24 protein-coding genes and 3 pseudogenes are annotated in these 24,823 nt (G+C 70.2%); 17 read left to right on the plus strand and 10 right to left on the minus strand.

The features are described 5' to 3' along the window. Window positions 1–93 (minus strand): annotated as a pseudogene (locus AC07FN_RS15775) (superoxide dismutase); the annotation flags it as partial. A 164-nt stretch (window positions 94–257) separates the two neighbouring features. On the opposite strand from AC07FN_RS15775, the gene AC07FN_RS15780 reads away from it, so the two are divergent. Next, complete coding sequence (locus AC07FN_RS15780) at window positions 258–1,061, plus strand: SAM-dependent methyltransferase (RefSeq protein WP_478396268.1); 804 nt, start codon at window positions 258–260, stop codon at window positions 1,059–1,061. 106 nt (window positions 1,062–1,167) lie between these two features. Beyond that, window positions 1,168–2,280, plus strand: a complete 1,113-nt coding sequence (locus AC07FN_RS15785; protein ID WP_478396269.1) for an acyltransferase family protein — start codon at window positions 1,168–1,170, stop codon at window positions 2,278–2,280. Window positions 2,281–2,324: 44 nt separating this feature from the next. Here AC07FN_RS15785 and AC07FN_RS15790 read toward each other — a convergent pair whose 3' ends face one another. Continuing rightward, window positions 2,325–3,692: a S28 family serine protease gene (locus AC07FN_RS15790; RefSeq protein WP_478396270.1), complete on the minus strand. Its 1,368-nt coding sequence runs from the start codon at window positions 3,690–3,692 to the stop codon at window positions 2,325–2,327. Window positions 3,693–3,840: 148 nt separating this feature from the next. Between AC07FN_RS15790 and AC07FN_RS15795 the strand changes: the two genes are divergently transcribed. Continuing rightward, window positions 3,841–4,236: a PPOX class F420-dependent oxidoreductase gene (locus tag AC07FN_RS15795; RefSeq protein ID WP_478396271.1), complete on the plus strand. Its 396-nt coding sequence runs from the start codon at window positions 3,841–3,843 to the stop codon at window positions 4,234–4,236. A gap of 85 nt (window positions 4,237–4,321) precedes the next feature. Here AC07FN_RS15795 and AC07FN_RS15800 read toward each other — a convergent pair whose 3' ends face one another. Next, window positions 4,322–5,272: a coiled-coil domain-containing protein gene (locus AC07FN_RS15800; RefSeq protein WP_452618179.1), complete on the minus strand. Its 951-nt coding sequence runs from the start codon at window positions 5,270–5,272 to the stop codon at window positions 4,322–4,324. Between the two features lie 267 nt (window positions 5,273–5,539). After that, window positions 5,540–6,115 (minus strand): TetR/AcrR family transcriptional regulator, encoded by a 576-nt coding sequence (locus tag AC07FN_RS15805; RefSeq protein ID WP_452618178.1) that lies wholly within the window; start codon window positions 6,113–6,115, stop codon window positions 5,540–5,542. Between the two features lie 442 nt (window positions 6,116–6,557). Between AC07FN_RS15805 and AC07FN_RS15810 the strand changes: the two genes are divergently transcribed. From AC07FN_RS15810 to AC07FN_RS15820, 3 genes and pseudogenes are all read left to right on the plus strand, one after another. Continuing rightward, on the plus strand, window positions 6,558–8,051 hold the full coding sequence (locus tag AC07FN_RS15810; protein ID WP_478396272.1) for an aldehyde dehydrogenase family protein: 1,494 nt from the start codon (window positions 6,558–6,560) through the stop codon (window positions 8,049–8,051). A gap of 188 nt (window positions 8,052–8,239) precedes the next feature. Beyond that, window positions 8,240–9,789: pseudogene (locus tag AC07FN_RS15815) on the plus strand (APC family permease). Between the two features lie 21 nt (window positions 9,790–9,810). Beyond that, entirely contained in the window at window positions 9,811–11,358 is a 1,548-nt protein-coding gene (locus AC07FN_RS15820; protein ID WP_478396273.1) for a GMC family oxidoreductase, read from the plus strand. A gap of 110 nt (window positions 11,359–11,468) precedes the next feature. Here the strand turns inward: AC07FN_RS15820 and AC07FN_RS15825 are convergent, their stop codons facing one another. The 3 genes from AC07FN_RS15825 to AC07FN_RS15835 form a co-directional block, all read right to left on the minus strand. Next, window positions 11,469–11,843, minus strand: coding sequence for a VOC family protein (locus tag AC07FN_RS15825; RefSeq protein WP_478396274.1), 375 nt, complete (start codon window positions 11,841–11,843; stop codon window positions 11,469–11,471). Then, window positions 11,840–12,406: a TetR/AcrR family transcriptional regulator gene (locus AC07FN_RS15830; protein WP_478396385.1), complete on the minus strand. Its 567-nt coding sequence runs from the start codon at window positions 12,404–12,406 to the stop codon at window positions 11,840–11,842. Before AC07FN_RS15830 ends, AC07FN_RS15825 begins: the two co-directional genes overlap by 4 nt. A 216-nt stretch (window positions 12,407–12,622) precedes the next feature. Further along, window positions 12,623–13,186, minus strand: a complete 564-nt coding sequence (locus AC07FN_RS15835; protein ID WP_452618173.1) for a helix-turn-helix domain-containing protein — start codon at window positions 13,184–13,186, stop codon at window positions 12,623–12,625. 49 nt (window positions 13,187–13,235) lie between these two features. Here AC07FN_RS15835 and AC07FN_RS15840 point away from each other — a divergent pair, with 49 nt between their 5' ends. Continuing rightward, window positions 13,236–14,408: a benzoate/H(+) symporter BenE family transporter gene (locus AC07FN_RS15840; protein WP_478396275.1), complete on the plus strand. Its 1,173-nt coding sequence runs from the start codon at window positions 13,236–13,238 to the stop codon at window positions 14,406–14,408. A 57-nt stretch (window positions 14,409–14,465) separates the two neighbouring features. On the opposite strand, the gene AC07FN_RS15845 is transcribed toward AC07FN_RS15840, so the two are convergent. Then, window positions 14,466–15,101, minus strand: a complete 636-nt coding sequence (locus AC07FN_RS15845; RefSeq protein WP_478396276.1) for a cyclase — start codon at window positions 15,099–15,101, stop codon at window positions 14,466–14,468. A 368-nt stretch (window positions 15,102–15,469) separates the two neighbouring features. On the opposite strand from AC07FN_RS15845, the gene AC07FN_RS15850 reads away from it, so the two are divergent. Continuing rightward, complete coding sequence (locus AC07FN_RS15850) at window positions 15,470–16,366, plus strand: TIGR03619 family F420-dependent LLM class oxidoreductase (RefSeq protein ID WP_478396277.1); 897 nt, start codon at window positions 15,470–15,472, stop codon at window positions 16,364–16,366. 36 nt (window positions 16,367–16,402) lie between these two features. Here the strand turns inward: AC07FN_RS15850 and AC07FN_RS15855 are convergent, their stop codons facing one another. After that, window positions 16,403–16,936, minus strand: coding sequence for a DinB family protein (locus AC07FN_RS15855; protein WP_478396278.1), 534 nt, complete (start codon window positions 16,934–16,936; stop codon window positions 16,403–16,405). 9 nt (window positions 16,937–16,945) lie between these two features. Further along, a complete protein-coding gene (locus tag AC07FN_RS15860) occupies window positions 16,946–17,110 on the minus strand; it encodes a hypothetical protein (RefSeq protein ID WP_478396279.1) in 165 nt (54 codons plus the stop codon). On the opposite strand from AC07FN_RS15860, the pseudogene AC07FN_RS15865 reads away from it, so the two are divergent. From AC07FN_RS15865 to AC07FN_RS15905, 9 genes and pseudogenes are all read left to right on the plus strand, one after another. Continuing rightward, a pseudogene (locus tag AC07FN_RS15865) lies at window positions 17,084–17,173 on the plus strand (3-alpha-hydroxysteroid dehydrogenase); the annotation flags it as partial. The gene AC07FN_RS15860 and the pseudogene AC07FN_RS15865 overlap by 27 nt on opposite strands. A gap of 73 nt (window positions 17,174–17,246) precedes the next feature. Continuing rightward, window positions 17,247–17,519, plus strand: coding sequence for an SDR family oxidoreductase (locus tag AC07FN_RS15870; RefSeq protein ID WP_478396280.1), 273 nt, complete (start codon window positions 17,247–17,249; stop codon window positions 17,517–17,519). Window positions 17,520–17,718: 199 nt separating this feature from the next. Next, window positions 17,719–18,402, plus strand: a complete 684-nt coding sequence (locus AC07FN_RS15875; protein WP_478396281.1) for an HAD family hydrolase — start codon at window positions 17,719–17,721, stop codon at window positions 18,400–18,402. Next, on the plus strand, window positions 18,399–19,439 hold the full coding sequence (locus AC07FN_RS15880; protein ID WP_478396282.1) for a phosphotransferase family protein: 1,041 nt from the start codon (window positions 18,399–18,401) through the stop codon (window positions 19,437–19,439). The genes AC07FN_RS15875 and AC07FN_RS15880 overlap by 4 nt, the downstream gene beginning before the upstream one ends. Before the next feature lies 1 nt (window position 19,440). Next, window positions 19,441–20,652, plus strand: a complete 1,212-nt coding sequence (locus AC07FN_RS15885; RefSeq protein WP_478396283.1) for an acyl-CoA dehydrogenase family protein — start codon at window positions 19,441–19,443, stop codon at window positions 20,650–20,652. A gap of 312 nt (window positions 20,653–20,964) precedes the next feature. Then, window positions 20,965–21,720: a 3-oxoacyl-ACP reductase FabG gene (gene fabG, locus AC07FN_RS15890; protein WP_478396284.1), complete on the plus strand. Its 756-nt coding sequence runs from the start codon at window positions 20,965–20,967 to the stop codon at window positions 21,718–21,720. Then, window positions 21,720–22,904, plus strand: coding sequence for an acyl-CoA dehydrogenase family protein (locus tag AC07FN_RS15895; RefSeq protein ID WP_478396285.1), 1,185 nt, complete (start codon window positions 21,720–21,722; stop codon window positions 22,902–22,904). The genes fabG and AC07FN_RS15895 overlap by 1 nt, the downstream gene beginning before the upstream one ends. After that, a complete protein-coding gene (locus tag AC07FN_RS15900; RefSeq protein ID WP_478396286.1) occupies window positions 22,901–24,019 on the plus strand; it encodes an acyl-CoA dehydrogenase family protein in 1,119 nt (372 codons plus the stop codon). Before AC07FN_RS15895 ends, AC07FN_RS15900 begins: the two co-directional genes overlap by 4 nt. 194 nt (window positions 24,020–24,213) lie before the next feature. Beyond that, window positions 24,214–24,666, plus strand: a complete 453-nt coding sequence (locus tag AC07FN_RS15905; RefSeq protein WP_478396287.1) for a MaoC family dehydratase — start codon at window positions 24,214–24,216, stop codon at window positions 24,664–24,666. Window positions 24,667–24,823 lie beyond the last annotated feature (157 nt).

Consider the following 24,823-nt stretch of genomic DNA (forward strand, 5'->3'; position numbering starts at 1 on the left):
GCTGTGGTGCAACTCGTTGATCTCACCGGCGATCGCCGGCTCCAACGCCGCGTAGTCGTAATCCAACTCCGGCAACACGTACTGCTGCGCCATTGTCCTCATCCTTCCGCCGATCATCTGCGATCGACGAAAGTCTCAAACTTCAAGCGCGCTGCAGGTCAATGACACGATGGTGGTGTGCTCGATCACGTTTCACCCTGTTCGGCCGATGCCCGGCCGACTACGCTCCGCTTCCTGCACGGTTACCCGGAGGCATCATGTCGGCACACGGCCAGCTCCCGCAGGACCTCGACCCGGACCGCCCCAGCGGCGCCCGCGTGTACGACTTCTTCCTAGGTGGCGGCAGCAACTTCGCGGTCGATCGCGAGCTGGGCCGGCGCGTGCTGTCGGTGGCCCCGGACATGCGGCTGAGCGCGCTGGCCAACCGCGCCTGCCTGCACCGGGTGATCCGGATGTGCCTGGCCCAGGGCGTTCGGCAGTTCCTCGACGTCGGCTGCGGCATCCCGTCGATCGGCGCCCCGCACGAGCTCGTCCAGCGGCTCGACCCGACCGCGCGCGTGGTCTACGTCGACAACGAGCCGGTCGCCGTGACGCACGGCGAACTCGTCCTCGAGGGCAACCCGAACACCGCCATCGTGCAGGCCGACCTGCGCGACATCGACGAGGTGCTGGCCGCCGCCGACGTCCGGCGGCTGCTCGACCGCGACCAGCCCACGGCGGTGCTGATGTTCGCGGTGCTGCACCACGTCCCCGACCGCGACGACCCGTCCGCTCTGGTCCGCGCCTACCTGGAGTCCTTCGCGCCCGGCTCGTTCCTCGCGCTGACCCATTTGACTGCCGACCACGCGCCGGAGATCATGCGAGCCGTGTTCGACCTGCTGCCGACCGGCCCCGATCCCGGGACGTCGCGCAGCCGGGCCGAGCTGGAGTCCCTGCTGGCCGGCCTCGACCTGGTCGATCCGGGCGTGGTGCCGATCGCGCAGTGGCGACCGGAGCGGGGCGATCTGGACCTGCTGCAGGCTGTGCCGCTGGGCTACGCCGCTGTGGTGCGGAAGCCGTGACCGACCCGGCAGCGGTCCGGTGAACCGGTTCTCGTCGTGATCAAACCGATCAGAATCCGGCAATAATCAGACAAAACTCCCTGGTACGGTGGCGGGCGTGCCCGAAATGACTACTGCCAGAACCCGTCAAACCTCGGGCCGGAGCACTCGCAAGATCAGCTGGGACGTGGTACGCACCGGCTGCGTGGTGCTCGTCATGTGCTACCACTCGACGTTCCTCGGCATCTTCCTGCACCCCGAGATGACGCCGCGCGACATCGTCTTCCCCTACCAGGTCGGCGCGAGCCTGCTGCTGGTGATCTCGGCGTACTTCGCCTGCGTGACCATCGGCCGCGGCACCGTGCTGCGCTACTGGTGGGGCCGCATCGCGCGGCTGCTGCCGCCGTTCCTCGGCGCGGTCGTGGTGATCTTCGCGGTGATGCGCTGGGCGGCGATCGAGGGCTGGTTCTACCCGAGCTTCAACGACCTCTGGTGGAACCTGCTGATGCTGTGGAACTGGAAGCCGGCGGACTACTGGTTCATCGACGGATCGCACTGGACGGTTCCGCTGCAGCTGATGGGCTTCACGGCGGCCGCGCTGCTGTTCCGCACCAGGTGGGGGCACGGGCGGCGGATCATCGCGGTGCTGTGGGCGGCCGTGCTGGTGCCGATCGCGCAGTGGCCGATCCGGGTGGCCGACAAGTCCGAGGCGTACCGCACGATCGTCGACGGCATCGGCGTGCACCGCTGGCACCTGTTCGTCGCCGGGGTGGCGATCTGGCTGTGGTCGACGCGGCGCATCCACCTGCTGCACTTCGCGGCGATGCTGGCGGCCTGCATGCTCGGCCAGGCGCTGCACAACTACAGCGAGACGCCGGAGGGCCTGATCGCCGACTGGGGCTCGACGGTCGCGGTGTGCATCGGCATGGTCGTGGTGGCGCTGACGGCCTTCGGGCCGGACTGGAATCGGTTCGTCCCGGCGTGGCTGGCCGGCCGGATCACGTGGTTCGCCGGGATCTCCTACGGCGTTTTCCTGGTGCACCAGACCATCGGCTACATCGTCATGAAGAAGCTCGACGAGGTCGGCGTCGACCCGCTGCTGCAGACCGCCGCGATGCTGGTCGGCGGCACGGCGCTGGGCTGGGCGCTCACCCGCGTCGTCGAGCGCCCGACGCACAAGTTCCTGATGCGCGCCTACGACTCGCTGGCCGGCCGCCGCACGCGGTCGAGCGAAGCGTGAGGGGCGCCCGCCACCGGCCGAGCCGGTGAGACGCCCCTCGCGCGTCAGACCGGGCGCTGCGTCGCGGGCTCCGCGTCGAGCGGGGTGAGAACGCGGGCGGGCGCCTGGACGCCGGCCCAGCGGCGGACCGCCGCTTCCGCCTCGGCTCGCTGCTGATCGGGCAGGCCCTCGATCTTGGCCCCGTGGTTGCCGCCCGGCACCACGTAGCTGTAGGAGTCTGCGGTGCCCTGGCCGAGCTCGAAGGGTTCCGCGCTCCACGGGTCGCGCTCGCCGTTGACGAACATCAGCTCCGCTCCCCTGCTGCGCACCCACGCGTCGACCTGCCGCATGACGCCCGGCTCGAAGCTCATCGGGATGTCGCGCGACACCAGGTTGCGGGGCTGGCCGAGCTCGCGGTGGTGCAGCAGGTCGGCCAGCGGCTCGTCGGAGACGCCGGGCCAGCCGAGCTGGGTTCCGGCCTGGTAGTAGTACGGCGCGTACGGCTCGATTCCCTGGTCGGTGTAGAAGGAGAACTGCACGGTCTCGTCGAAGAACGCGTAGATCTCGTCGGTGCTCGCGGTGGTCGCCGGGACCTTGCCGCAGTCCTGCTGGCCGCGGTACTGCCAGAACGCGAACGGCGCGTCCAGCACGACCATCTCCAGGCCCCGGTCGATGTCGCCGATGATCCGGTCGAAGGTCAGCCCCTCGGCGTCGACGTAGGCGCGGAACTTCGCGAGCATCTCGTCGCGCCGGACCAGCGCCTCGCGCTGCACCGCGAGCAGCGCGCCGCGGCAGGCCGGGTCGGTGCCGACCGAGGCCAGGAACTCGTCGTAGACGTCCCGGTCGTTGTCGACGTCGTTGGGCGCCACGTAGGCCACCGTGCCTGCCACGTCGTCGGGGTAGAACCGGCGGTGGTAGACGGCCGTCATGCCGCCCTTGCTGGCGCCGGTCGTGAGCCATTCGCGCTGGTAGGCGGACTTCAGCGCGGCGATCACCCGGTGCTGGTCGGTGGCCGCCTGCCAGATGTCCAGGTCGTTCCAGTCGGCGGGATCGGGCCGGGACGGGGTGAAGAACCGGTGCTCCAGGTCGACCTGGTTGCCGTCGACCAGCCGCGTCGGCTCGGTGCGGGCGGTCCGGCTCGGCAGCTCGTACCCGCTCGTGTAGAGCACCGTGGGCCGGTCGAGGTCGCGGTGCAGCAGGGTCAGGCGCTGCTGGAACTGCCCGGCTTCCGGGTGCCGGTGGTCGTCGGGCTGCGTGAAGGTCAGGTCGAACAGCCGGAATCCCGGCTCGGTGGGCCGCTCGCCGACGACGGTCAGCCCGGGCACCGCCGCCAGCCGCTCCCCGATGTCGTCCGGCGGAGCCGCGCCCACCGGCGCCCCGACGAGCAACATCCCGCACACCACCGCGAAGGTGACCAGACCGCGCCAGTTCATTCCGCCTCCTGCTGGGCCCGAGATCAGGCCGAACCTAGTTCCACCGGGCGGCAGCGGGAAGGCCGCGGCGTGTTCTCGCCGATTCCCGCTGCGCCAGCTGGAATCCTCGCGGCAGGTAACGAGAACCGCCTCCCGGAAGGAAGAATCGATGCCGAAGGAAGACCTGCCTGCGGACGTGCAGGAGCTGCTGTCGCGCCCGAACCCGGCGGTGATCGCCACCGTCAACACCGCTGGCGCGCCGGTCTCGGTGGCCACCTGGTACCTCTGGGACGGCGGAAAGGTGCTGGTCAACATGGACGCGGGCCGGGCGCGCCTGAAGCACCTCCGGGCCGATCCGCGGGTGTCGCTGACGGTGCTGGACGGCAACAGCTGGTACCGGCACGTCAGCTTGCGCGGCCGGATGATCGCCCTGGAGGACGACCCGGACCTGACCGACATCGACCGGCTGGCCCGGCACTACACCGGCGAGCCGTACCCGGTCCGCGACCGGCCGCGGATCAGCGGCTGGATCGAGGTGACCTCCTGGCACAGCTGGGGCGGCTGACGGCGGCCCGGCGCGAGCAGGCAGCGGTGAACGGCCTGTTCACCCCGCTAGACGGTGCGAACGGGCCGTTCACTCCACCACCCGGTCAGGCCGTGGCGGCGGCGTCCGCCTCCTGGGGCACCGGCTCCTCGTCGCGCTGCTTGGGCACGTTCACGTCGTCGGACGGCACCTGTCCACTGTGGACCACCTCGGCGACGTAACCGTCCGCCTCCTCGCTCCCCGCGCCGGCCTCCGTCGCCGCCAACAGCGGCTCCGCCGTCGCCAGCACCTGCTGCGCAGCCCGGACCCGCTCCGCGACGTCCTGCCGCATCCGCAGCAACGACTCGGCGTACTCGTCCGCCTCGCGCATCCGCCGCTCGGCCTCGGCGGTCGCTTCGCGGACCCGCCGCTGCGCCTCATCGCGGCTCTTCTGCTCGCGCTCGGCCTGGATGCGCATCGCCTCTTCGCGGCGCGCCGCCATCGACACCTCGAAGTCGTGCTCGACCTGGGTGCGCCGCTCCTCGGCCTCGGTGTCCAGCCGGCGGCGGCACTGCTCCGCCTCGCGCGCCATCGCCTGGACCTCTTCGCGGGTGCGGGTCAGCATCTCGCCGCGCTGCTGCTCGGACTGGCGGCGCCACTCGTCGGCCTCGGCGACCAGCTTCTCGTAGCGTTCCCGGAGCTCGGCGGCGGCCTGCTCGGAGCGCGCCCACTCGTGCTCGGACGCGGCCTGCGCGGCGGCGACCACATCGTTCGCCTCGTCCTGCGCGAGCCGGACCATCCGGCGTAACCGGTCGGTCAGCGCGGCGGCGTCGATCGGCGTGCGCGCCTGCTCGTCGAGCTGCTCCTTGAGCGACTCGATCTCGGCTCGGGCCTGGTCCAGCTGCGCCGACAGGTCGCCGACCTGGCTGAGCGCCGAATCCCGGTCCTCCGTGATGAGCCTGATCTCGTTCTCGGTCTGCTGGATGTAGAACTTCACCTGCGATCGGCGGAACCCGTACCACACTGTGTCGAAATCCGACTTCAGCGGCACCAGTTCGCGGTCTTCGATGTGCCCCACGGTCTCACCCCGCTCGATTGATCAACTTTGCTGGGAGCGAGCCACGCCCCGACGCGGCAAGTCCGTTGTACACCTGGAGAACGTCCCCGCGATGTGCTCCGCCGGACTGAATCCGCCGGAGTGCACGCGCGGACGCGAGGTGCCACGGATCGCTGCGCCCATTGTCGCCCCCAGCGGCGATCGAGATCAACAGCCCGGAATCCGGTGCAATGCAACGGTCATCGGATGTTGACCATCCGGTCACCAGGGCGGAATTGCCTGCTGGAATCAGGTTTTCGCGCCCGGGCCGAGCACCCGGCGGAATATCGTCTCGATTTCATCTCGGCTCGGCACCGATTCCCGGACGATGCCTTGCAGCAGCAAACCGCAGAACAGAACGGACAATGCACGCCCGGTGGCCGGATCGGTGTAGGAGGCGAACAGCTCGGCCAGCGCGGTGTCCCATTCCTGGCTGACGCCGCGCAGCGCCGGCTTGTGCAGCGAGGCGATGTAGAGCTCGTGCTCGACGGCGGTCTGCGAGCGGGCCGGGCCGAGGTAGTGCAGCACCAGGTCGGTCAGCGCGACGGCGAGATCACCGCCGCGCTCCAGCCGCTCGGCCCACCGCCGCAGGTGCTCGACGTCGTCCTCGGCGGCCTGCCGCAACGCGCTGGCCAGCAGGTCGTCGAGCGTCGCGAAGTAGTAGGTGGTCGACCCCAGCGGAACACCGGCTGCGGCCGCGACGGCACGGTGCGTGAGCTTCTCGACCCCGCGCTCGGCGACGACCGTGATCGCGGCGCGGGCGATGCGCTCGCGGCGGGCCGGGTCCTTGCGGCGGGCGGCGGGCGCGGGCTGGGTGGTCGACATTCGCTTCGGCGTTCCTCCCGTGAACTCCACAACGGTGTCCAGCGTGCCATGTTGACCACCCAGCGCGATGCGGCCCAGGTCACCGGAACGGCGTTCCGCCTGTTCATCACGCCTTTTTCGGCGATTCATCCCGGGGCCGCAACCCTGATGATGTACAGATGTACAGGACCGGTGTTAGGGTCTTCCGCGGCACTGCGCCGGGACACAAGCGTTAACCCGCCACCGAATGGACCGCCAGGAGGTGAATTCCGCAACTCGCGGGTCGATCGGTCCCCATTCGGCGAATAGCGCGCCGCCCGCGCTTACCGGCGGCGCAATCGACGGACGCGCTTTAGTGTGGCGGAGCGAAACGGATCGCGGCCATGTGCACACCGGTACCAGAAGTGCGCAGCTGTGCGGTTCCGGCGCGAAAAGCAGAATCGACATCACGGGGAAACGAGCCATGTCGCAAGCAGAGAATTCGACAGCCTCGCTGTTCATCGATGGCGAGTGGGCGTCGGCCGCCGACGGCCGCACCCGCGAGATCCGCTGCCCCGCCGACGGCTCGCTGGTGGCCACGGTCGCCGAGGCCGGGCCGGCCGACGCCGAGCGGGCCATCGCCGCCGCGCGCCGCGCCTTCGACGACGGCGCATGGGCGAACACCTCACCGTGGGAGCGCGGCGACCTGCTGCTGCGGGTCAGCGACATCCTGCAGCGGGACAAGGCGGAGTTCGCCCGCGCCGAATCGCTGGACACCGGCAAACGGCTGGTCGAGAGCGAATTCGACATGGACGACATCACCGCGTGCTTCCGGTACTTCGGCAAGATCGCCGGCACCGACGCGGGCCACCTCGTCGACACCGGATCGCCGGACGCGATCAGCCGCGTGCAGTACGAGCCGGTCGGCGTGTGCGGCATGATCACGCCCTGGAACTACCCGCTGCTGCAGGTGGCCTGGAAGGTCGCCCCGGCGATCGCGGCGGGCAACACCTTCGTGCTCAAGCCCAGCGAGCTCACCCCCAGCACCTCGATCCTGCTGATGCGGGCGCTGACCGAGGCCGGGCTGCCCGCCGGGGTCGGCAACCTCGTGCTGGGCACCGGCGCCGAGGCCGGCTCGGTGCTGGCCGAGCACCCGGACGTCGACCTGGTGTCGTTCACCGGCGGCCTGCACACCGGCCGCAAGATCTCGGCAGCCGCGTCCGCGACGGTGAAGAAGGTGGCGCTGGAGCTCGGCGGCAAGAACCCGAACGTCGTGTTCGCCGACGCCGACTTCGAGACCGCGGTGGACTACGCGCTGACCGCGATCTTCCTGCACTCCGGGCAGGTCTGCTCCGCCGGTGCGCGGCTGATCGTGCAGGACGAGCTGCACGACGCGCTGGTGGACGAGATCGTCCGCCGCGCCGAGCGAATCCGCATCGGCGGACCGTTCGACTCCGACGCCGAGACCGGGCCGCTGATCTCCGCCGCGCACCTGAAGAAGGTGGACGACTACGTGGCCAAGTCGGTCTCCGAAGGCGCCGTGCTGCGCACCGGCGGCCGCCGCCCCGAGGGCGAGCGCTACGCGAACGGTCACTACTACCTGCCGACCGTGCTCGACGAGGTCAAGCAGGGCAGCCACGCGGTCAACGAGGAGTCCTTCGGGCCGGTGCTGACCGTCGAGCGCTTCACCGACGAGGACGACGCGGTGCGCATCGCCAACGACACCTACTACGGCCTGGCCGGCGCGGTGTTCAGCGGCGATCCGGGCAAGGCCCAGCGGGTCGCCAACCGGCTGCGGCACGGCACCGTCTGGATCAACGACTTCCACCCCTACCTGCCGCAGGCGGAATGGGGCGGCTTCAAGCAGTCCGGCATCGGCCGCGAACTCGGCCGCGCAGGCCTCGGCGAGTACCAGGAAGCAAAGCACGTCTACCAGAATCTGCGGCCCGGACCCCAGAACTGGTTCTCCGGAGAATAAGGAGGAATTCCCCTCGCCCCGCGGCGGTGACCGAGCCACCGCCGCGGGAACCGCGCGGCCGATCGGGCCGCGCTTTAGCTCGAAACCGCCGCCGTAGGCGGTGTTCTTCGCGCGACGCAAAACAACCACCCGATTCGTTCCCCTCCCCGCATCCGGCGGGCGGGGAGGGTCGGGAAAGGAGTCGGGGCATGAGCGCGCCCAATTACGACGCCGAGCTCAACGAGTTCGGCTACACCAACAAACTGAAGAGAAGCCTGGGCGGATTCTCCACCTTCGCCGCCGGGATCAGCTACATCTCGGTGCTCACCGGCACCTTCCAACTGTCCTACTTCGGCCTGTCCTTCGGTGGCCCCGCCTACTGGTGGTCCTGGCCGATCGTGTTCGTCGGGCAGTTGCTCGTGGCGTTGAGTTTCGCCGAGCTGGCATCCCGGTACCCGATCGCGGGTTCCATCTACAACTGGGCGAAGAAGCTCGGCGGTCAGCACGTCGGCTGGCTGGCCGGCTGGATGATGCTGCTGGCCTCCATCGTGTCGATCTCGGCCACCGCGCTGGCCTACCAGAACACGCTGCCGCAGATCTGGTCCGGCTTCCAGCTCGTCGGCGACGGCAGCACCGGCACCGAGCAGGCCGTCAACGGCATCTTGCTGGCCCTGGTGCTGATCCTGTTCACCACGATGGTCAACGCCTTCGGCGTGAAGCTGATGGCCCGGATCAACAGCGCCGGGGTGTTCATCGAGCTGGTCGCCGCGGTGCTGCTGATCGTCGCGCTGGCGCTGGTCGTGGTGAACCCGCCGACGATCGTGTTCGACACCAACGGCACCGAGTCCGCCTTCGGCGGCAACTACCTGAGCGCGTTCCTCGTCGCCGGGATCGCCTCGTCGTACGTGATGTACGGCTTCGACACCGCCGCCTCGCTGGGCGAGGAGTCCATCGACCCGCACCGCAACGCGCCGAAGGCGATCCTGCGGGCGCTGATCGCCTCGTTCATCCTCGGCGGCCTGATCATCCTGCTCGGCCTGATGGCCACCAAGGACTTCTCGGCGCCGCAGCTGGCCGAGAGCGGCCTGCAGTTCGTGCTCAACGACGCGCTGGGCCCGCTGGTGGGCCGGCTGTTCCTGCTGTCGATCTTCGTGGCGATCACGGTCTGCGTGCTGGCGGTGCACACCGCGGCGATCCGGATCGCCTTCGCGATGGCCCGCGACAACGCGCGCCCGCCGGTTCGCTGCTGGCGCGGGTGAGCCCGCGTTTCCAGACGCCGATCGTGCCGGCCGTGGTCATCGGCGTGCTCGCGGTGGCGCTGCTGGTGGTCAACGTCGGGCAGCCGCAGATCTTCACCGCGGTCACCAGTCTGGCGATCATCCTGATCTACATCTCGTACCTGCTGGTCACCGTGCCGATGCTGGTCGCGCGGCTGCGCGGCAAGTGGTCGGTGCCGCGGGACGAGGCCAAGCGGCAGGGCCGGTTCAGCCTGGGCAAGCTCGGCCTGCCGATCAACGTCCTGGCCGTGCTCTGGGGCGTGGGCATGACGGTCAACCTGGCCTGGCCGCGCCGCGAGGTCTACAACGCCGAGCCGCCCTACCACTGGTACCTGCAGTACAGCTCGGTGCTGTTCGTCGGAGTCGCGGCGGTCGGCGGGTTCGCGTACTACTGGTTCGTCCAGCGCCACAAGGTCGGCGTGCTCGCGGACCACGCCGCCCGGTCCACCTCGGACGACGACACGACCAGCCCGGTTGCCTGAGCGGAAACGGAGTTTCGATCCATGACTGACCAGTTCGACTACGTCGTGGTGGGCGGCGGCAGCGCCGGCGCAGCGGTCGCCGCGCGGTTGTCCGAGGACCCGGATGTCACCGTGTGCCTGCTGGAGGCCGGGCCGTCCGACGTCGGCGACAAGGCGATCCTGGAGCTCAATCGCTGGATGGCGCTGCTGGAGTCCGGTTACGACTGGGACTACCTGATCGAGCCGCAGGAGAACGGCAACTCGTTCATGCGGCACGCGCGGGCCCGGGTGCTCGGCGGCTGCTCCTCGCACAACTCCTGCATCGCGTTCTGGGCCCCGGCCGAGGACCTCGACGAGTGGGAGTCGATGGGCGCCACCGGGTGGGGCGCCAAGGACATCTTCCCGCTGTACAAGCGGCTGGAGACCAACGACGGGCCGGGCGAGCACCACGGCCGCAGCGGTCCGGTGACCATCCGCAGCGTCCCGCCGGAGGACCCGTGCGGCGTCGCGCTGCTGGAGGCCTGCGCCCAGGAGGGCATCCCGACCACGGAGTTCAACTCCGGCAAGACCGTGCTGCACGGCGCCAACTGGTTCCAGATCAACGCGCGGGAGGACGGCACCCGGTCCTCGTCGTCGGTGTCCTACCTGCACCCGAACCTGGACCGGCCGAACCTGGAGATCCGCACCCAGGCGTGGGCCAAGAAGATCACCTTCGACGGCACCCGGGCCACCGGCGTGCAGTACCTCGACGCGGACCTGATCCACACCCGCGCGGTGACCGCGCGCCGCGAGGTGGTGCTGTCCGCCGGCGCCATCGACACCCCGAAGCTGCTGATGCTCTCCGGCATCGGGCCGTCCGAGCACCTGCGGGAGTTCGGCATCGACGTGCTGGTCGACTCCCCCGGCGTCGGGTCCAGCCTGCAGGACCACCCGGAGGGCGTGATCAGCTGGGAAGCCAAGCAGCCGATGGTCACCGATTCCACGCAGTGGTGGGAGATCGGCATCTTCACCACCACCGAGCCGGGCCTGGACCGCCCGGACCTGATGTTCCACTACGGTTCGGTGCCCTTCGACATGCACACCGTGCGCCAGGGCTACCCGACCTCGGAGAACAGCTTCTGCCTGACCCCGAACGTCACCCGCGCCCGGTCCACGGGCACGGTCCGGCTGCGCAGCCGGGACTTCCGGGACAAGCCGAAGGTGGACCCGCGGTACTTCACCGACCCGCACGACATGCGGGTGATGACCGAGGGCATCAAGCTGGCCCGCAAGATCGTGGCGCAGCCGGCGATGCGGGACTGGGCGGGCGCCGAGCTGTTCCCCGGCCCGGACGTGCGCACCGACGACGAGATCGCCGACTACCTCAAGCGCACCCACAACACCGTCTACCACCCGTCGGCGTCGGTGCCGATGGGCGCCGAGGGCGACCCGACGAAGCCGCTGGACCCGCGCCTGCGGGTGAAGGGCGTGCAGGGCCTGCGCGTGGCGGACGCCTCGGCGATGCCGTTCCTGGTGGCGGTGAACCCGAACATCACGACGATGGCGATCGGCGAGAAGTGCTCCGACATGCTCAAGGAAGACAACCGCTGATCAGGTGAGGGGAGCGCCGATTTCGCGCGAAATCGCCACCCGTGCGCCACTCCGAGAGCGCGTCTGCCGAAGGTCCCTCCGGTCCCCCGTCCCGGAGGGGCCTTCGGCTTTCACGCCGTGGTCATGACCTCGTAGAGGTTCCCGGTTTCGTCGGTGAAGAACAGGCCGCGGGGGCACAGCGGGTGGTCGGTGCGGCCGTTGGCGGGATCGCGCGGGCTGTTGCCGTAGGACACACCCCGCGCCTGCAGCCGCGCGAGGATCTGGTCGAACTCCGGCGGTTCCACGTCGAACGCGAGGTGGTGCGGTTCGGCCACCGGCAGGGTCATGAACTGCAGGGTCAGCGAGTCGTTGACCGCGACCGGCGCGAACTTCCCGTCGACGCCGTCCGGCGGCAGGCGCCGCAGGCCCATGATCCCGGCGAAGAAGTCCGCCTCCGCATCGTTGTCCCGGGCCGGGACGATCGTGTGGTTCAGGATGACCGTCATTTCGCCTCCTCCTTCGCGCCGTGCAAGAAGACCTCGACGATCTCGGCGGTTTCGACGGCCGCGGGCTCCGCCATCCGCGACCGCACGAACAGCAGCCCGAGGAACATCGCCGCCAACTTCTCCGGCGGCAACCGCAAGGACTCCCGCTCCGGCTCGAACAGGTCGGCCATCGCCTCGCGGATCTGCCGCATGGATTCCGCCCGGTCGTCGGGCTTCGGCGGCTCTCCGCGCCCGCGCAGCTGCCCGGAAGCATGCAGGGATCCGACCACCGCGCCCATCCGCTCCAGGTGCGCGGCCAGCGCGTCGGCCGCGTCGACGAGCCGCTGCGCCAACGGCTCGTCGATCGAAATCGAGCCGATCTCCCGCACCACGTGGTCCGGCCGGACGGCTTCCGCCACGCACGCCCCCAGCAGCTCGTCCTTGTCCGCGAAGACGCGGAAGATCGTCGCCTCACCGATCCCCGCGGCTCGCGCGATGCGGCTCGTCGTCACCGCCGCCCCGTACTCCGCGACGAGCGGCACGGCCGCCGCGATGATCATCGCCCGCCGCTCTTCCGGACTCATTCCCGGCGCCCTGCGCCGCGTCTTCGTTTCCGCCATGCCTCCAAAGTACGGAGTGAGCACTCACTCCGTCAAGGGTGAAGTGAGTGCTCACTCCGATCTATTCCGCCGCTGATGCGGAGTGAACGGCTCGTTCGCCTCGCCGGGCGAGGCGAACAGGCCGTTCACTTCATCCACACAACGCCGGCGCGGTCCAAGGCGCTCGCGAAACCGGATGCTTCAGGTCGACTCGACGTAGCGCATGACGAGCGTCGCGGTGGCATCGACTTCCAGCGCTTGGTAGACGTGGTCGACGCCGCCGTCGAAGCGGATGTAGTCGCCCGGGCCGAGCGTTTCGGGCGCGGGTTCCGGGCCGGCGACCAGGGTTCCGGAGTGCACCAGCAGCTGCTCGATCACGCGCGGCCGGTGCGCGGCCGAGACGTACCGGCTTCCGGCGCGCACGTGCAGCCGGTACACCTCCAGCTGCTGGCCACCGCCGAACACCCGGTCCATCAGCTGCACGTCCACCGTCCGCCCGGAGAGGTCCGAGCCGCTGGCCCGGCTGACCACCACCGCCGGCTCCGCGGCGGCTTCGGGCTCGGCGACGAGCAGCCATCCCAGCGGCACGTCGAGCACCGTCGCGAGCGCATACAGCGTCTCCAGCGTCGGATTGCGCCGGCCCGCCTCCAGCTCGGAGAGCGTGCCCTTGCCGATGTCGGCCCGGCGGGCGGTCTCGGACAGCGACAGGCCGCGCAGTGCCCGGGCGGCGCGCAGGTTCGCGCCGACCACCTTGACCAGCTCCACCACTTCCTCCTAGCATCGCATCGTTCCATAAACAGAACGGAAGCTCAAAGTGCAGTTGCGGCAACAGCTCCCGACCGCCCCGCCGATGTCCACATTGGTCTCCGGCGCCATCACCACGCTGGTCGGCGTGGTGAGCTCCGCTGCCATCGTCTTCCAGGCCGCGCGGACACTCGGCGCGGGCCCCGCGGAAATCGGCTCGTGGATCCTCGCGCTCGGCGCGGGCATCGGCGTCACCTCGATCGCGCTGTCCCTCCGCTACCGCGCGCCGGTCGTGCTGGCCTGGTCCACGCCCGGCGCCGCGCTGCTGGCCACGAGCGGTCAAGGGACCTCGATGGCGGAGGCCGTCGGCGCGTTCCTGATCGCCGCGGCGCTGACGGTGCTGGTCGGGCTCACCGGCTGGTTCGAGCGGGCGGTCAACCTGATCCCGGCGTCGATCGCGTCCGCTCTGCTCGGCGGCGTGCTGCTGCAGTTCGGGCTCGGCCTGTTCACCACCATGCAGACCCAGTTCTGGCTGGTGCTGGCGATGCTGGTGGGCTACCTGCTCGGCAAGCGGCTGCTGCCCCGGTACGCGGTGCTCATCGCGCTCGTGATCGGCGTGGTGTTCGCCGCCTTCCAGGGCTCGTTGCACTTCGACGGCGTCGGCTTCGCGCTCGCCACGCCGGTGTGGACCTGGCCGAGCTGGTCGCTGCACGCGACGATCAGCCTGGCCGTGCCGCTGTTCGTCATCACGATGACCTCGCAGAACCTGCCGGGCATGGTGACGCTGCGCGCCCACGGCTACTCGACGCCGGTCTCGCCGATCCTGTCCTGGACCGGGGCGGTGAACGTGGTGCTGGCGCCGCTGGGCTGCTTCGGCATCAACCTCGCGGCGATCACCGCCGCGCTGTGCATGGGCCGCGACGCGCACGAGGACCCGGCGCAGCGCTACAAGGCCAGCATCGCCTCGGGCGTCTGCTACCTGCTCTTGGGGATCTTCGGGGCGATGCTCGGCAGCCTCATCGCCGCCTTCCCGATCGCGCTGGTCACCGCGCTCGCCGGGATCGGCCTGCTGGACACCATCGGTGGCTCGCTGGCCAAGGCCACCGAGGACCCGGGCAGCCGCACCGCCGCGCTGATCGCGTTCCTGGTGACGGCCTCGGGCGTGACCGCCTTCGGCATCGCCTCGGTGTTCTGGGGCCTGCTCGCCGGCCTCGCCACCCACCTGATCACCAGGAGAGGATGATGCGGAACGGCCTGCCCGCCTCCGTCGCCGAGGCGGGCAGGCCGTCTCATCGCAGGATCAGCCGATCGTCGTGGTGGTCAGGACCGGGTTGGGGTTCGGGAAGCACCGCGACGGCACGTTCTGGTCGCCGATGATCGACCCGACCACGGCCGTGAAGGTCAGGCCCGGGTCGTCGTGGCTGGTGCCGTGCAGCTTGGTCTCGATCGTGCCGGAATCACCGGCCGTGAGGTGCGCGGTCACGGTGGGCAGCTCGAACTCCGAGCCGCCGGCGATCGGACCGTCCAGGTGGATCGTGGCGACGTTGCCGTCCACCGTGAACGTCGGCGGGTTCGGCCCGAGACCGGAGCCGCCCGTCAGGTCCGCGGAGACGAACGTGGTGTTCGCCGGGATCGGGATCTTCAGGTCCATGCCCTCGATCCGCTTCACGGTGTACCCGTTGACCTCGGCGGGCACGGTGTTCGGACCCGGGTCGATCACGATGTCGAGCGCCCCGCCGGGAGCGACCGAGGCCGGCGCGGTGACGTCGGCGGCCTGCTGCAGGGCGAACTTCTGCTCCCCGACCGGGGAGTCACCGGCGCAGTCGAAGTTGATGTCGAATGCGGCGGCCATGGCTTGGGGGGTCAACGCGAGCGCCGTGGCCGCGGCGACCGCCGCGGTGATGGCGGCACGTCTACCACGAAGAAGGGACTTCATTGGCCTCACCTCGCAGAATCGGTGAACGAAAGGGGCGAGCCGCGCGGCGACCGAAATACTTACTGACGAGTAAACTCGGCGTCAACGCGAAGGCTTTTCACAGAATTCACAGCCCGCACCGAGCACCACGGCCCGCTGTCCCCGGCTCCGCGCGCAACCGCCGACGGGCTGGATCGCGTTGCGACATCCGTGTTCCGGCGAAGCTCGATCGGCTCGATTCGCGACCTGGTGTGATCGCGGAGCTCCATTGGTGGTAGTTACACGCTCACCCGGGGCAAGGCCGCGGCCCGCGGCGCGCACTCGCCCGAACGCCGACCAGGTGCGCCCGTTCCGACCAGCGCCATCCCGGATCGACAGGAGGATTTCCCATGCGTCTCGGACTCGCCCTCCCCCAGTTCGGCCCCTTCGCCGACCCGACCCTGGTGCCGGCGATCGCGGCCGAGGCCGAAGCGCTCGGCTTCGAAAGCCTCTGGACCGGCGAACGCGTGCACGCCGCCACCACCCCGAGCACGCCGTACCCGGGCGGCACCATGCCCGAACAGTTCCGCAGCGGCCTCGACCCGATGCTCGTGCTGACCCTAGCGGCGAACGCCACCACGCGCCCGCGGCTGGGCACCAGCACGCTCAACGCCCCGCTGCACCCGCCGATCCACCTGGCCCGCAGCCTCGCCGGGCTCGACCGGCTCAGCGGCGGCCGGGTCATCGCCGGGCTCGGGCTCGGCTGGTCGCGCGACGAGTACGACGCCGTCGCGGTGCCGTGGCGGGAGCGCGGCGCCCGGCTGGACGAGACGCTGGACGTGCTGGAAAGCCTCTGGGCGGCCGACCCCGTGCGGCACGACGGCAGGTTCTGGACCATCAGCCCCGGCGACTTCCGGCCCAAGCCGGTGCAGCAGCACCTGCCGATCTACCTGGGCGGGCTCTCCCCCGCCGCGTTCCGGCGCGTCGGTCGCCGCGCGGACGGCTGGCTCGGCGTGGCGCTGCCGGCGGAGGCGCTGCGGGGCGCGCTCGCGAGCATCGGCGACCAGGCGCGGGACGCCGGGCGCGGACCGATCGCCACTGCCCTGCGCATCAACGCCGCGGTCCACGCCGCGGCGACGGAGAGGCCGGGGACCGGCCCGGTCGAGCGGCTCGTCGACTACCTGCACGAGGTGGCGGAGCTGGGCATCGACGACGCGTTCGTGGACCTGCAGTTCACCACCTCGACCCCGGCCGAACTCCTGGACCTCGCGGCCAGGATCCGCAACGCCTTCGAAACCACCGACTGACGAACCGCACCGGATCTCGCCTGGAGCCGGACGGGTTCAGGCGAAGCTCCGGCCGGCCGAGGCGCGGTAGAGGTCGCGCAGCAGGCTCACCTCGGCGCCGTGGTGGAACAGCTCGCGGTTGAGGTGCAGCGCCAGCGCCACGTAGCTGCGGTCGGCGAACGGCCCCTCCGCCGGACCGACCGGCTTCTCCCAGCCCTCGACGTCGAGCGCGCCGATCCCGTTGCGCCACAACGCCTTCTGCTCGTCCAAGTAGGCCAGCGCGGCTGCGGCGGTGCCCGGGTAGTCGTGGTTGTCCATCCGGTACGACGCGTCGCCGAAGTGGTTGTCGGCGCGCATCGCGAAGACGTGCCCGGAGATGTGGCCGAGCCGCCAGGCGATCGTGGTGAACGGCGGCGGCACCGGCTCCGGGTCGCTGAAGTCCATCGCCCAGCCGTCGTCCACCTGCCGCAGCGACCAGCACCCGGCGACCGGCTCCCAGAAGTACTCCTCGTCGGTCAGGCCGTCGAGGCCGGGGCGCCACATCGTCCAGTAGAAGTCGAGCTGATCCAGCACTTCCGCCCGCCAGTCCATGCCGCGAGCCTAGACGAGCAGTACCGATGTGCTCGGTGGCCGAAAGCCACGTGACGGCGGCCGCCTTAATGGCAGTTTCTGCCACACGAGGCGGTCGCATCCGGGGTCCGGCTCGTCGACGAGCCGCTCGACACCTTCCAGCGCATCATCCAGACGAATCTCGTCGGTGTCCACATCGGAATCCAGGCCGTGGTTCCGGCGATGCGGCGGGCCGGCGGCGGGTCGATCGTCAACGTCTCGTCGGCCGCCGGCCTGGTGGGCATGGAGCTGACCGGCGCGTACGGCGCGGCCAAGTGGGGGGGTGCGCGGCATGACGAAGCTCAGCGCCGTCGAACTCGCACCGGAACGCATCCGGGTGAACTCGGTGCACCCGGGCATGGTGCTCACCCCCATGACCGCCCCGACCGGGATCAGCATCGACGAAGGCGGATTCCCCAGCGCTCCGTCCGGACGGGTCGGCCGTCCGGACGAACTCGTCGGAGCGATCACCTACCTGCTCAGCGACAGCGCGAGCTACAAGACGGGCGCGGAGCTCGCCGTCGACGGCGGCTGGACGGCCGGCCCGCCGATTCCCGGCCACTAGGAATGCCGGGACCACCGGGTGCGCGGACCGCGCCCGGTGGTCACCGCCCCGCACGAGCGCCCAGCCCCTCGGCGCCACCGCCATCGGCAACGACTCGTCCAGGTTCGACCTGCGGCGACCGCCCGAATTTCGCGGAACACCGCCCGAGGTGAGCAGCGGGGTCTAGCGCACATACCGTCTAGTCGGTACGGTCCTGGGCATGGGTTCCAGTGACGCGACCCCGGAGATCCGGGCGGCGATCTTCGACTACGGTGGCGTGCTGACCACTCCCGGCCGCACCGCCATCCGGGCCTGGACCGAGCACGAGCGGATCCGCCCGGAGACCTTCTCCTCCGCGATCAAGGACTGGCTGTCCCGCAACGCCCCCGCGGGCACCCCGATCCACAAGCTGGAGACCGGCGAGATCACCGCCGACGAGTTCGACCGCACCCTGGCGGAGCGGCTGCGCACCGTCGACGACGGACCGGTCGCGCCCGACGGACTGATGGGCCGGATGTTCGCGCGGATGCGCAGCGAGCCCGCCATGCTCGACCTGGTGCGCCGGCTGCGCGACTGCGGCGTGCGGACCGCACTCCTGTCCAACAGCTGGGGCAACAACTACCCCTGGGAATTGCTCGACGGGCTCTTCGAGTGCACGGTGATCTCCGGCGAGGTAGGACTCCGCAAGCCCGATCCCCGCATCTACGAACTGACCCTGGACCGGCTCGGCCTCACCGCGGGCGAAGCGGTGTTCGTCGACGACGGCGCCCCGAACATCGAAGCCGCCGAGCGCCTCGGCCTGCAGGCGGTGCTGCACACCGACGTCGCCGCGACCCTCACCCGGCTCACCGAGCTCGTCCCGGCCCTGCGCCGGAGCGTCCCGCAAGGCAAGGAGAGTTCATGAACGCCCAACCGTCGCCCGGCGAGCTGCCCGGCCTCGACCTGGACCGGCTGCGCGCGCACCTCGACGCCGAGCTGCCGGGCCTGGTCGGCGGCCCGCTGACCGGCGAACTCGTCCAAGGCGGCCGGTCGAACCTGACCTACCTCGTCGGTGACGGCGCGAACCGCTGGGTGGTGCGCCGTCCGCCGCTGGGCCACGTGCTGGCCACCGCGCACGACATGAGCCGCGAGTTCCGGGTGATGTCCGCGCTGGCGGGCACGCCCGTGCCGGTGCCCGAGACCCACCTGCTGTGCCAGGACGAGGACGTCGTCGGGGCCCCGTTCTACGTGATGGAGTACGTGCCGGGCACCGTCTACCGCACGCCGAAGCTGACCGATCAGCTCGCCCCGCAGCAGCGCGTCGACCTGGCCTGGCAGCTGATGGACGTGCTCGCCGACCTGCACTCGATCGACCCGATGTCCGTCGGGCTGGGCGAATTCGGCCGGCCCGAGGGATTCCTGGAACGGCAGGTGCGCCGCTGGAGCAAGCAGCTCGCCGCCTCGCACAGCCGCGACATCGACGGCATCGACGAGCTCGCCGCCCGGCTGGCCCGGACCGTTCCCGGCACGCCGCGCGCCGGCATCGTGCACGGCGACTACCGGCTGGACAACGTGATCGTCGGCGACGACCAGCGCATCCGGGCCGTCCTGGACTGGGAGATGGCCACCGTCGGCGATCCGCTCACCGACCTCGGGCTGCTCGCCGTGTACTGGGAGGGCTTCAACGGCGTCGAGCGCAACCCCATCGCCAAGGGCGTCGGCCCCGAGTACGGCTTCCCCACCGCCCGGCAGCTGCTGGACCGCTACGCCGAACGCAGCGGCACCGATCTGTCCGAAATGGACTGGTACGTGGCGTTCGGGTTCTTCAAGATCGCCGTGATCCTGGAAGGGATCCACTACCGCTTCATCCACAACCAGACCGTCGGCGAGGGCTTCCAGCACGTCGGCGCTCTGGTGGCACCGCTGGTCGCCCAGGGTCTCGCCACCCTCAAGGAGGAATGAGATGGATTTCGGCTACGACGAACGCACCGAGGAGCTGCGCAAGCAGCTGCTGGACTTCATGGACTCCCACGTCTACCCCGCCGAACCGGTGTTCCTCGAACAGCTGGCCGCGGGCGACGACCCGTGGTCGGCGCACCCGCCGATCATGGAGGACCTCAAGGCCGAGGCCCGCAAGCGCGGTCTGTGGAACCTGTTCCTGCCCGGTGAGCACGGCGCCGGGCTGACCAACCTCCAGTACGCGCCGCTGGCCGAGATCATGGGCCGGGTCGGGCGGCTTGCCCCGGAGGCCACCAACTGCGCCGCGCCGGACACCGGCAACATGGAGGTGCTGTCGCTGTTCGGCACCGAGCAGCAGAAGAAGCAGTGGCTGCAGCCGCTGCTGGACGGCGAGATCCGCTCCGCTTTCTGCATGACCGAACCCGACGTCGCCTCCTCCGACGCCACCAACATCGGCACCCGCATCGAGCGCGACGGCGACCACTACGTGATCAACGGCCGCAAGTGGTTCTCCTCCGGCGCGATGAGCCCGCGCTGCAAGATCCTGATCGTGATGGGCAAGACCGACCCGGACGCCGAGCGGCACCGCCAGCAGAGCCAAATCCTGGTGCCCAAGGACACGCCCGGCGTGCAGGTCATCCGCAGCATGAACGTGTTCGGCTACGACGACGCCGACCACGGCGGGCACGCCGAGATCGTGTTCGACAACGTCCGGGTGCCGGCGGAGAACATCATCGCCGGCGAGGGCGAGGGCTTCGCGATCGCCCAGGCCCGGCTCGGGCCGGGCCGCATCCACCACTGCATGCGCGCCATCGGGATGGCCGAGCGGGCGCTGGAGCTGATGTGCCGCCGCGCCAACGAGCGCATCGCCTTCGGCAAGCCGCTGGCCGAGCAGGGCGTGGTGCAGCACTGGATCGCCGAGTCGCGGGTGAAGATCGAGCAGGCCCGGCTGCTGGTGCTCAAGACCGCGTGGCTGATGGACACGGTCGGCAACCAGGGCGCGCACACCGAGATCCAGGCGATCAAGGTCGGGGTGCCGGAGATGGTCACCTGGGTGATCGACCGCGCCATCCAGGCGCACGGCGGCGGTGGCGTCAGCCAGGAGTTCCCGCTGGCCAACCTGTACGCGCACGCCCGCACCCTGCACATCGTCGACGGTCCCGACGAGGTGCACCGCCGCTCCCTGGCCCGCCGGGAGCTGAAGAAGTACAAGTAAGAGGTGCGGGCTGGTTTGCGTAGCGGTGCAAGCAGCGGAACCTCAGAGGCCTTCTCGGTCCGGGATCCCCGACTCATGTATGACCAATACGCCACGCTGGGGCTGTCCTCCCGAGAAAGACCTCTGAGAACCCGCGGCGGTGCAGGTTGCGGGGGCCGGAAAGGAGAAAGCGGCTGGCGCCGCTTGCCTGACGCAAACCTGCAGCCGCGTACGCAATACCACCGTCCCTGAGGCCTCGTGAGTGGTAGTGGTCGTTGGAACGGCCATTACCACTCACGACCCCAACCACAACCAAACCTGCGAGGAGATCAAATGGCAGACAGTCGTGTCGCGATCGTCACCGGTGCCGCACGCGGAATCGGGGCGGCCACTGCGAAGCGCCTGGCCGAGGACGGCTTCGCCGTGGCGGTCATCGACCTCGACGAGAAGCAGTGCGCCGACACGGTGTCGGCCATCGAATCCAGCGGCGGCAAGGCGCTGGCGGTCGGCTGCGACGTCAGCGACGCCGGGCAGGTGCAGGCCGCGGTCGACCGCATCGCCGCCGAGCTCGGCGGGCCGACGGTGCTGGTCAACAACGCCGGCGTCATCCGGGACAACATGCTGTTCAAGATGTCCGAGGACGACTGGGACACGGTGATGAACGTGCACCTGCGCGGCGCGTTCCTGATGAGCCGCGCCGTGCAGAAGCACATGGTCGAGGCCAAGTGGGGCCGGATCGTGAACCTCTCCAGCACCTCCGCGCTGGGCAACCGCGGCCAGGCCAACTACTCCACCGCCAAGGCCGGGCTGCAGGGCCTGACCAAGACGCTGGCCATCGAGCTCGGCAAGTTCGGCGTCACCGCCAACGCCATCGCGCCCGGCTTCATCGCCACCGACATGACCAAGGCGACCGCCGAGCGGGTCGGGATGGGCTTCGAGGACTTCACCAAGGCCGCGGCGAGCCAGATCCCGGTGGCCCGCGTCGGCCAGCCGGAGGACATCGCCAACACGGTGTCGTTCTTCGCCGACGAGCGCTCCGGGTTCGTCTCCGGCCAGGTGATCTACGTGGCCGGCGGACCGAAGGCGTGATGACCGTGGACGCCGACGAACTCCGCGGCAAGGTAGGGGAATTCCTCGCCGCGAACGATCCCGCGCAGATGGACCGGCTGGAGTTCCTGCGGGCCCGCTTCGACGCCGGGCTGGCGTGGGTGCACTTCCCCGCCGGCCTCGGCGGCCTGGGCGCCGCACGGGAGCTGCAGCCGGTGATGGACGCCGCCTTCGCCGAGGCCGGCGCGCCGGACAACAAGCCGCAGCTGAACGTCATCGGGCTGGGCATGGCCGCCCCGACGATCCTGCGCTTCGGCAACGACGAGCAGCGCCGCCGCTATCTCCGTCCTCTGTGGACCGGAGAGGAGATCTGGTGCCAGCTGTTCTCCGAGCCGGGCGCGGGCTCGGACCTCGCCGCGCTGTCCACACGGGCCGTGCGCGATGGCGACGAGTGGGTGGTGGACGGGCAGAAGGTCTGGACGTCGCTGGCGCACCAGGCCCGCTGGGCGATCCTGGTCGCCCGCTCCGACCCGGACCAGCCCAAGCACAAGGGCCTGAGCTACTTCATCTGCGACATGACCGCGCCGGGCGTGGAAGTCCGCCCGCTGCGGCAGATCACCGGCGAAGCCGAGTTCAACGAGGTGTTCCTGACCGGGGTGCGGATCCCGGACTCCCAGCGCCTCGGCGAGGTCGGCCAGGGCTGGCAGGTCGCGCTGGGCACCCTGATGAACGAGCGGGTCGCCATCGGCGGGCGTGCGCCCGCGCGGGAAGGCGGCATGATCGGCCTCGCCGCGCAGGCCTGGCGCGAGCACCCCGAGAAGCGGACGCACGGCCTGCACGACCGGCTGCTGCGCCTGTGGGTCGAGGCCGAGGCGACCCGGCTGACCAGCATCCGGCTGCGCCAGCAGCTCGCCGTCGGCGAACCCGGCCCCGAGGGTTCCGCGGTCAAGGTCGCCTACTCCGAGCAGAACCAGGCGATCACCGGGTTCGAGCTGGAGTTCCTCGGCGAACCGGGCCTGGCCTACGACGACTGGACGTTCCGCCAGCCCGAGTACACCGACTTCGTCAAGCGCGGCCCCGGTTTCCGGTACCTGCGGGCGAAGGGCAACTCGATCGAGGGCGGCACCACCGAGATCCTGCGCAACATCATCGCCGAACGGGTGCTGGGTCTGCCGCCGGAGATCCGCACCGACAAGGACCGGCCGTGGAAGGAGCTGCCGCGATGAGCGCCCCGGACCTGCTCTACAGCGAAGTCGAAGAGGACCTGCGCTCGAACGTCCGCCGGCTGCTGCGGGACCGGTGCGACTGGACCGCGGTGCTGGCCCGCTGCGAGACCGACGAGCCCTACGACCTCGCGCTGTGGCGGACCCTCGCCGGCGAGCTCGGGCTCGCCGCGCTGCTGGTGCCCGAGGACCTCGGCGGCGCCGGGGCCAGCGCCCGGGAGCTGTCGGTGGTGGCCGAGGAGATCGGCCGGTCCGTCGCGCCGGTGCCGTTCCTGAGCAACCTGCTGACCACCGCCACCCTGGTGGCCTGCGCGGACGAGCCGCGGGTGCGGGAGATCCTGCCGCAGTTCATCGACGGCTCGCAGCTCGGCACCGTCGCCGTCGGACTGACCACCGTGCCCTACAGCGCGTTCCCGCAGTCGGTGAAGGCCGACGGCGCCGCGCTGACCGGCTCGGTGTCGGCGGTGGTGGATCTGGAGGTCGCCGACTACGTGGTCGTGCCCGCCGCCGACGCGGACGGCGCGGCGCTGTACCTGGTGGACACCTCGGTGTCCGGGGTGTCGCGGACGCCCACGACGTCGCTGGACCTCACCAGGCGGATCGGCACGCTCGCCCTGGACGGCGCGGTCGGCGAGCGGATCGCGGCCGGCGCCGACGCCGAGCGGATCCTCCGGCAGGCGCTGGTGACCGCGGCCGGGCTGCTGGGCGCCGAGCAGGTCGGGCTGGCCCAGCAATGCCTGGACGCCACCCTGGAGTACGCCAAGACCCGCTACCAGTTCGGCCGCCAGATCGGCTCGTTCCAGGCGGTCAAGCACCGGCTGGCCGACCTGTGGGCGGCGGTGAGCTCGGGGCGGGCCGTGGCCCGCAACGCCGCCGACGCCCTGGCGCGCGGCGACGAGTCGGCGGAACTCGAGGTCGCCATCGCCCAGGCCTACTGCTCCGAACTGGTCGTGCAGGCCGCGGAGGAGCACCTGCAGCTGCACGGCGGCATCGGGATGACCTGGGAGCACTCGGCGCACCTCTACCTGGGCCGGGCCAAGAGCTCCCAGCTCACCTTCGGCATCGCCGAGGCGCACCGGCAGCGCATCGGCGAACTCGCCGACCTGCCCACGCCGTAAAGACCGTCTCCGTACTCATCTTGCACAGCGGTGCCGGTAGCGGAACCTCAGAGGCCGCCTCGACTGCGGGAACCCGCAGCGGTGCGAGTTGCGAGGGTGGGCTAAGCGCCTGCGGCGCTTCACAACAACAGACAGATAACCGGGATCAACGGTCTGGCGCACAGCTTTTCGTTGTCGCTCAAGGAGGTTTTGCGTTGCGGGTATTCAGCAGCAAGGAAGAGATCGTCGCGGCCAAGGGCGAGGAGCTCGGCACCAGCGAATGGCTCACCGTCACCCAGGAGCAGGTGAACCTGTTCGCCGACGCCACCCTGGACCACCAGTGGATCCACATCGACATCGAGCGCGCCGAGCAGGGTCCGTTCGGCGGCCCGATCGCGCACGGGTTCCTCACCCTGAGCCTGCTGCCGAAGCTGAACTCCGAGACCTACAAGTTCGAGGGCGCCAAGATGGGGATCAACTACGGCCTGAACAAGGTCCGCTTCCCCAGCCCGGTCCTGGTCGGCTCGCGGGTCCGCTCCACCACGGAGCTCGCGGACGTGACCGAGGTGGCCGGCGGCCTCCAGCTGACGGTCAAGTCCACCATCGAGATCGAGGGCGGCGCGAAACCGGCCTGCGTGGCGGAGGGCCTCACCCGGGTGGTCTTCTGACCGATCCTCCACGTGACGGGCACCACCTGGGAACGCTCCGGCCAGCGGACCAGGTGGTGCCCGTTGCTATGACCATTGTTGTGGCGGAGCAAGCACATTCCGCCAATGCGGGAACGGCGGGCGACTCGGACTGTTCCGAAGCCGGACTTCGAGATCT

The organism is Saccharopolyspora sp. NPDC045941 (genome assembly GCF_056431445.1).

What these genes read in the sequence shown, in the direction of transcription:
- AC07FN_RS15845 (WP_478396276.1), bottom strand. Translation starts at nt 15,101, where the DNA reads ATGAAGTCCCTTCTTCGTGGTAGACGTGCCGCCATCACCGCGGCGGTC.
- AC07FN_RS15795 (WP_478396271.1), top strand. Translation starts at nt 3,841, where the DNA reads ATGCCGAAGGAAGACCTGCCTGCGGACGTGCAGGAGCTGCTGTCGCGC.
- AC07FN_RS15830 (WP_478396385.1), bottom strand. Translation starts at nt 12,406, where the DNA reads ATGAGTCCGGAAGAGCGGCGGGCGATGATCATCGCGGCGGCCGTGCCG.
- AC07FN_RS15785 (WP_478396269.1), top strand. Translation starts at nt 1,168, where the DNA reads ATGACTACTGCCAGAACCCGTCAAACCTCGGGCCGGAGCACTCGCAAG.
- AC07FN_RS15900 (WP_478396286.1), top strand. Translation starts at nt 22,901, where the DNA reads ATGAGCGCCCCGGACCTGCTCTACAGCGAAGTCGAAGAGGACCTGCGC.
- AC07FN_RS15780 (WP_478396268.1), top strand. Translation starts at nt 258, where the DNA reads ATGTCGGCACACGGCCAGCTCCCGCAGGACCTCGACCCGGACCGCCCC.
- AC07FN_RS15820 (WP_478396273.1), top strand. Translation starts at nt 9,811, where the DNA reads ATGACTGACCAGTTCGACTACGTCGTGGTGGGCGGCGGCAGCGCCGGC.
- AC07FN_RS15855 (WP_478396278.1), bottom strand. Translation starts at nt 16,936, where the DNA reads ATGGACTGGCGGGCGGAAGTGCTGGATCAGCTCGACTTCTACTGGACG.
- AC07FN_RS15895 (WP_478396285.1), top strand. Translation starts at nt 21,720, where the DNA reads ATGACCGTGGACGCCGACGAACTCCGCGGCAAGGTAGGGGAATTCCTC.
- AC07FN_RS15805 (WP_452618178.1), bottom strand. Translation starts at nt 6,115, where the DNA reads ATGTCGACCACCCAGCCCGCGCCCGCCGCCCGCCGCAAGGACCCGGCC.
- AC07FN_RS15885 (WP_478396283.1), top strand. Translation starts at nt 19,441, where the DNA reads ATGGATTTCGGCTACGACGAACGCACCGAGGAGCTGCGCAAGCAGCTG.
- AC07FN_RS15825 (WP_478396274.1), bottom strand. Translation starts at nt 11,843, where the DNA reads ATGACGGTCATCCTGAACCACACGATCGTCCCGGCCCGGGACAACGAT.
- AC07FN_RS15880 (WP_478396282.1), top strand. Translation starts at nt 18,399, where the DNA reads ATGAACGCCCAACCGTCGCCCGGCGAGCTGCCCGGCCTCGACCTGGAC.
- AC07FN_RS15850 (WP_478396277.1), top strand. Translation starts at nt 15,470, where the DNA reads ATGCGTCTCGGACTCGCCCTCCCCCAGTTCGGCCCCTTCGCCGACCCG.
- AC07FN_RS15870 (WP_478396280.1), top strand. Translation starts at nt 17,247, where the DNA reads ATGACGAAGCTCAGCGCCGTCGAACTCGCACCGGAACGCATCCGGGTG.
- fabG (WP_478396284.1), top strand. Translation starts at nt 20,965, where the DNA reads ATGGCAGACAGTCGTGTCGCGATCGTCACCGGTGCCGCACGCGGAATC.
- AC07FN_RS15810 (WP_478396272.1), top strand. Translation starts at nt 6,558, where the DNA reads ATGTCGCAAGCAGAGAATTCGACAGCCTCGCTGTTCATCGATGGCGAG.
- AC07FN_RS15875 (WP_478396281.1), top strand. Translation starts at nt 17,719, where the DNA reads ATGGGTTCCAGTGACGCGACCCCGGAGATCCGGGCGGCGATCTTCGAC.
- AC07FN_RS15790 (WP_478396270.1), bottom strand. Translation starts at nt 3,692, where the DNA reads ATGAACTGGCGCGGTCTGGTCACCTTCGCGGTGGTGTGCGGGATGTTG.